The organism is Caballeronia telluris, assembly GCF_001544495.1.
GTDB classification, from domain to species: Bacteria; Pseudomonadota; Gammaproteobacteria; order Burkholderiales; family Burkholderiaceae; genus Caballeronia; species Caballeronia telluris.
The window spans coordinates 1-4,923 of sequence record NZ_FCNZ02000085.1 but is presented as its reverse complement, the minus strand read 5'-3'; the positions used below and the strand labels follow the sequence as shown (position 1 = coordinate 4,923).

General features: G+C 67.2%; 4 protein-coding genes. 2 read left to right on the top strand and 2 right to left on the bottom strand.

Annotation, left to right across the window (positions count from 1 at the left end; all coding sequences use genetic code 11):
• The first annotated feature begins 174 nt into the window (after positions 1 to 174).
• Together pta and AWB66_RS32015 are read left to right on the top strand one after the other, a co-directional pair.
• Positions 175 to 1,236, top strand: a complete 1,062-nt coding sequence (pta, locus tag AWB66_RS32020; RefSeq protein WP_087633991.1) for a phosphate acetyltransferase — start codon at positions 175 to 177, stop codon at positions 1,234 to 1,236.
• A 32-nt stretch (positions 1,237 to 1,268) separates the two neighbouring features.
• Positions 1,269 to 1,994 (top strand): TSUP family transporter, encoded by a 726-nt coding sequence (locus AWB66_RS32015; RefSeq protein WP_407642358.1) that lies wholly within the window; start codon positions 1,269 to 1,271, stop codon positions 1,992 to 1,994.
• 15 nt (positions 1,995 to 2,009) lie between these two features.
• Here AWB66_RS32015 and AWB66_RS32010 read toward each other — a convergent pair whose 3' ends face one another.
• Both AWB66_RS32010 and AWB66_RS32005 read right to left on the bottom strand, forming a co-directional pair.
• The gene (locus AWB66_RS32010; protein WP_087633989.1) at positions 2,010 to 3,743 is read right to left on the bottom strand and encodes a cobaltochelatase CobT-related protein; all 1,734 of its coding nucleotides are present in this window, start codon (positions 3,741 to 3,743) and stop codon (positions 2,010 to 2,012) included.
• The gene (locus tag AWB66_RS32005) at positions 3,743 to 4,723 is read right to left on the bottom strand and encodes an AAA family ATPase (protein WP_087633988.1); all 981 of its coding nucleotides are present in this window, start codon (positions 4,721 to 4,723) and stop codon (positions 3,743 to 3,745) included. Before AWB66_RS32005 ends, AWB66_RS32010 begins: the two co-directional genes overlap by 1 nt.
• Positions 4,724 to 4,923 lie beyond the last annotated feature (200 nt).

Here is a 4,923-nt window from a genome sequence, read left to right as displayed (position 1 = left end):
ATCGAGATCATGTGCACCCGCGAACTCGGCGATCCGTTCCGCCGCGATGCGCTCGCCAAACCCGTGCGCATGCTCGACAAGTACAAGGACTACGTCTGATCGCGGCGCGAGGCCGAGTGACCAAGCGCACACGGCCTCGCGCGTTCCCCTGCGCCAAATAAAGCGATCCAGACCATGAAAGCCATCCACCGCATCATCGAGCAGGCCCGCGCGACGCCGATGCGCATCGTCCTGTGCGAGCCCGAAGACCCGCGCGTGCTGCAAGCGGCGTCGCGCGTCACACGCGAAGGAATCGCGCGCGTCATGCTGATCGGCGACGCGCCGCGCGTACACGAGACAGCCAAACACGAACAAATCGACCTCGCCGGCATGGAATTGATCGACCCGGCCACTTCGCCGCTCGCGCAGACCTGCGCGGACGAACTCTTTGCGCTGCGCGGCAAGAAAGGCATGACACGCGAAGAAGCGCAACGCGAAGCGCTGAAACCGCTGTGTTTCGCGAATTTGCTGGTGCGCCTCGGCCACGCGGACGGCTCGGTCGCGGGCGCGGTGAACACCACCGCCGACGTCGTGCGCGCCGCGATCCAGATCATCGGCGTGCGTGACGGTTTCAAACTCGTGTCGAGCTTCTTCCTGATGATGCTCTGCGAGCCGTTCCACACGATGAAAGGCGGGCTGATCTTCTCCGACTGCGCGCTCGTCGTGGAGCCGGACGCGAACGAACTCGCCGACATCGCCCTCGCCGCCGCCGACAGCGCGAAGAGCCTTCTGATGGACGAGCCGCGCGTCGCGATGCTCTCGTTCTCGACGAGCGGCAGCGCGCGTCATGCGGCCGTCGACAAGGTGGTCGCGGCCACCGCGCGCGTCAAGGCGCTGCGCCCGTCGCTCGCAATCGACGGCGACGTGCAGCTCGATGCCGCGATCGTCGCCGAAATCGCGCGGCGCAAGGTCGAGCACTCGCAAGTCGACGGCCACGCCAACGTGCTGATTTTCCCGGGCCTGGAAGCGGGCAACATCGGCTACAAGCTGGCGGAGCGCATCGGCGGCGCGAAGGCGATCGGCCCGCTGCTGCAAGGTTTGCAGAAACCGGCGAACGACCTGTCGCGCGGCTGCAGCGCCGACGACATCTATTACGTCATCGCCGTCACGAGCGTGCAGGCGCAGGCCGCGCCGACGCTCGCGCCTCCGGGCGCCCTCAGCCAAGAGGATGCTCGCCCGGCCGCGCATGCATCGTGAGCGCGGCGCAGGCGCTCGCGCTCCTCGTGCTGATGGGCGCGGCGAGCTACTTCCAGACCGTCACCGGCTTCGGGCTCGGCATGATCGTGATCGGCGCGGCGAGCGGCCTGAACCTCGCGCCGGTGGCGAGCGTCGCCGCGGTCGTGAGCCTCGTGACGCTCGCCAACAGCGCGATCGCGCTGCCCGGCAAACTGCATCACGTCGACTGGCGCGCGGTGCGGGCCGCCACGCTCGGGCTTTTGCCGTCGGTGGGCGCGGGCGTCCTGCTGCTCGGTTATTTGAGCGGCGGCGCGTCCGGCATCCTCCAATTCCTGCTCGGCGCGGTGATTCTCTATGGCGGCCTCGGCGCCGCGCTGCGGCCGGCGCCGCTCGAACGACGCTCGGACGATCGCGGTTTCTTCCTGAGCGGCGTCTCGGGCGGGCTGCTCTCCGGCATGTTCGGCATTTCCGGACCGCCGCTCGTGTTCCAGTTCTATCGCCAGCCGATGTCGCTCGTCGAGATCCGTTGCGCGCTGATCGTGATCTTCGCGGCGACGGCGGTCATCCGCACGGTCTTCAGCGCGTGGGAAGGCCAACTGGATCGCGTGATCTGGGTGCAGTCCGCGCTCGCGGTGCCGATCGTGGCGCTCGCGACGATCGCCGCGCGACGCTACCCGCCGCCGATCTCGGGCGTGGCGACGCGGCGCATCGCGTTCGGCGTGCTGGTCGGCATCGGCTGCTATCTGATGGTAAGCGCGGCGCTGGTCTGGATTCGATGACCGCAGACCGGCCTTTTAGCGCCGCGCCCCGATCCAGCGAACGATCTCGCCGAACGTGTTCATGGCGGGCGGCGTCGAGAGGTCGAGCGCCAGGCAGCGCCGATAGTACGGGCTCAGGTCCAGCCCGACGCCGAGTCCCATGATCTCGACATCGCCCGCGACCTCGTGGCGCGCGACGACTTCCTTCAGATGACCGTCGAGATAGAACGCGTCGTTCGACTGCGCGGTCGCGCTGTCCATCGGGCTGCCGTCGGATACGACGATCAGCATGCGCCTCGGCTCGGCGCGCGCGAGCAGTCGCGAACACGCCCATTCGACCGCCTCGCCGTCCACGCCTTCGCGGAACAGATCGGCCTTGAAGAACGCGGCGATGTCGGTGCGGGCGCGCCGCCAGCTCGTCGATGCGTCCTTGAAGATCAGATGCGACGTTTCGTTGAGACGCCCCGGGTGCCGCGGCCGGCCGCGCGCAAGCCAGTCGAGCCGCGCGCGTCCGCCGTTCCATGCGGCCGTCGTGAAGCCGAGCACTTCGCTCGTCACGCCCGCCTGGTCGAGCGCGCGCGTCAGCACGTCGATCATCGTCGCGACGGGTTCGATATGCGCCTTCATCGAACCCGAGCAGTCGATCAGGAAGCTCACCGCGCAGTCGGCGATCAGCGTGCGGCGTTCGAGCCGGAAAATGCGCCGCTCGTCGGGCGACGAGACGAGTTGCGCGAGCCTGCGCCCGTCGATGCGTCCGTGCTCCTCGCCGAACGACCAGCCGTCGCGCTCGGGATTCGCGAGCGCCGCGCGCAGCGCGTGCGCGAGCCGGCTCACGTTGATGCCCTGCGCGGCGATGCGTTCGTCGAGCCGCTCGCGATACTCGCGAAGCAACTCGCGCCGCACGCGCGCGGCGGGACGAATCTCTTCGTCGTAGCGTGTCGTATGGATGCGGTAGCCCGCGCCCGACGCGCCGAGCACGCGGCTCTCGCCCGTCGCCGCGATGCCCATTTCCTTGTGCTCGTCGTCGTCCGAGCCGAGCCAGAGCGTGAACGCGGCGCGCGCGGCTTCTTCGTCCTCGGTGTCGTCGGCGGCGTCATCGGTGTGCTGTCCGCGTGCCGCGCGGATCATCTCGCTGACCGTCCGCGCGATGTCGAGCGCGTGCTGCGCAAACGCCGACTGATCGCCGCGATGCCGGCGCAAGCCGGCGAGCGGCACGCCGAGCGCGGGCGCGATGGCCGCGCGCGTCGCTTCGATCAGACCCTCGGTTTCCTCCAGCACCGGCTCGCCCGTCAGCCGCGACCAGCTCATCTGCGCGACGGTGTAGACGAGCAGACCGAGATGCCCGTCGATCAGCCCCGAGCGATGAAACGCGCGCGACCACGACGTGAACCGGCGATGCAGGTTCTGCACGACACCCGGCATGCCGGGCGGCGCCAGCGTCTCGCAGCGCAGTTGTTCGAGCAGTTCGAAGACGAGCCGCGCGACCGGATCGGCGGGACACAGGCGGCCATGCAAGGCCGCATCTGAATAGATGAGGCGCAGGGCCGCGCCGTCGGCGGCGCCGCGCAGCGACGCGAGGTCGTCGGCATGGCGGTCGGTGCGCAAGTGCGGCGCGTGCAAGGGCAACGGCCGATAGCCGCGACACAGACGGCCGTCGCGGTAATGCAGCGCGGCATCGCCCGTCAGCGCGCGCACGGCCGCCGCGCAAAGGCGCTCGCGCTCGTCCGCGCGGCGGGCGGCCTGACGTTCGGCCAGCGTCGGCGCCGCCATCAGGTTTGCGCGGCGCGGCGTTCGCGCTCGACGTCCAGCTCGCGGCCGAAACACCGCTGGAAATATTCCGCGACAACTGGACGTTCCGCTTCGTCGCACTTGTTCAGGAAAGTGAGACGAAACGCCATCGCCGGATCGCGGAAGATCTGGCAGTTTTCGGCCCAGCTGATAACCGTGCGCGGCGACATGAGCGTCGACAGATCGCCCGCAGCAAAACCCTTGCGCGTGAGTTCGGCCACGCTCAGCATCGACTCGATCAGCGCGCGGTCCGAATCGCCGGCGAGTTCGGGGACGCGCGCAAGCACGATGCCAATCTCGTCCTCGCGCGGCAAATAATTGAGCGTCGCGACGACGTTCCAGCGGTCCATCTGCGCGTGATTGAGCACCTGCGTGCCGTGATAAAGCCCGTTCAGGTTGCCGAGGCCGATGGTGTTGGTCGTCGCGAACATGCGGAACGACGGATGCGGCTCGATCACGCGGTTCTGGTCGAGCAGCGTGAACTTGCCGTCGCGTTCAAGGATGCGCTGGATCACGAACATGACGTCCGGACGGCCGGCGTCGTATTCATCGAAGATCAGCGCGACCGGCCGTTGCAGCGCCCACGGCACGATGCCCTCCTGGAATTCGGTCACCTGGAGGTCGTCGCGCACAACGATTGCGTCGCGGCCGACGAGATCGAGCCGGCTGATGTGCCCGTCGAGATTCACGCGCACGCACGGCCAGTTCAGGCGCGCGGCGACCTGCTCGATGTGAGTCGATTTGCCGGTGCCGTGCAGGCCCTGAACCATCACGCGGCGATCGCGCGTGAATCCCGCGAGAATCGCCAGCGTGACTTCGGGATTGAAGCGATACGCGTCGTCGATTTCCGGAACGTGGTCGTCGCGCTCGCTGAAGGCAGGCACGGTCAAGTCCGAGTCGATGCCGAAAACACTGCGCACCGACACCGTCCGGTCCGGCTTGCCACTCACGATATCTGTCACTTCTCGTCTCCCTTCGCTTTTCGCCGACGCTTTTTCGTCCGGTATTTCATCATAGACGCATTCTTTTTTAGATACAAATCATCCCGAATAATAGATTTTATCGGTTGACGATCGCCGGGTCGGTGATCTACATTTGATCCAACACGCTGTTTTCGGAACCATATGTTCCGTTTTATTCAAACACCGGAGACGTCACACCA

Coding starts and splice junctions, on each gene's coding strand:
- pta (WP_087633991.1), top strand. CDS start 175: ATGAAAGCCATCCACCGCATCATCGAGCAGGCCCGCGCGACGCCGATG.
- AWB66_RS32015 (WP_407642358.1), top strand. CDS start 1,269: ATGGGCGCGGCGAGCTACTTCCAGACCGTCACCGGCTTCGGGCTCGGC.
- AWB66_RS32010 (WP_087633989.1), bottom strand. CDS start 3,743: ATGGCGGCGCCGACGCTGGCCGAACGTCAGGCCGCCCGCCGCGCGGAC.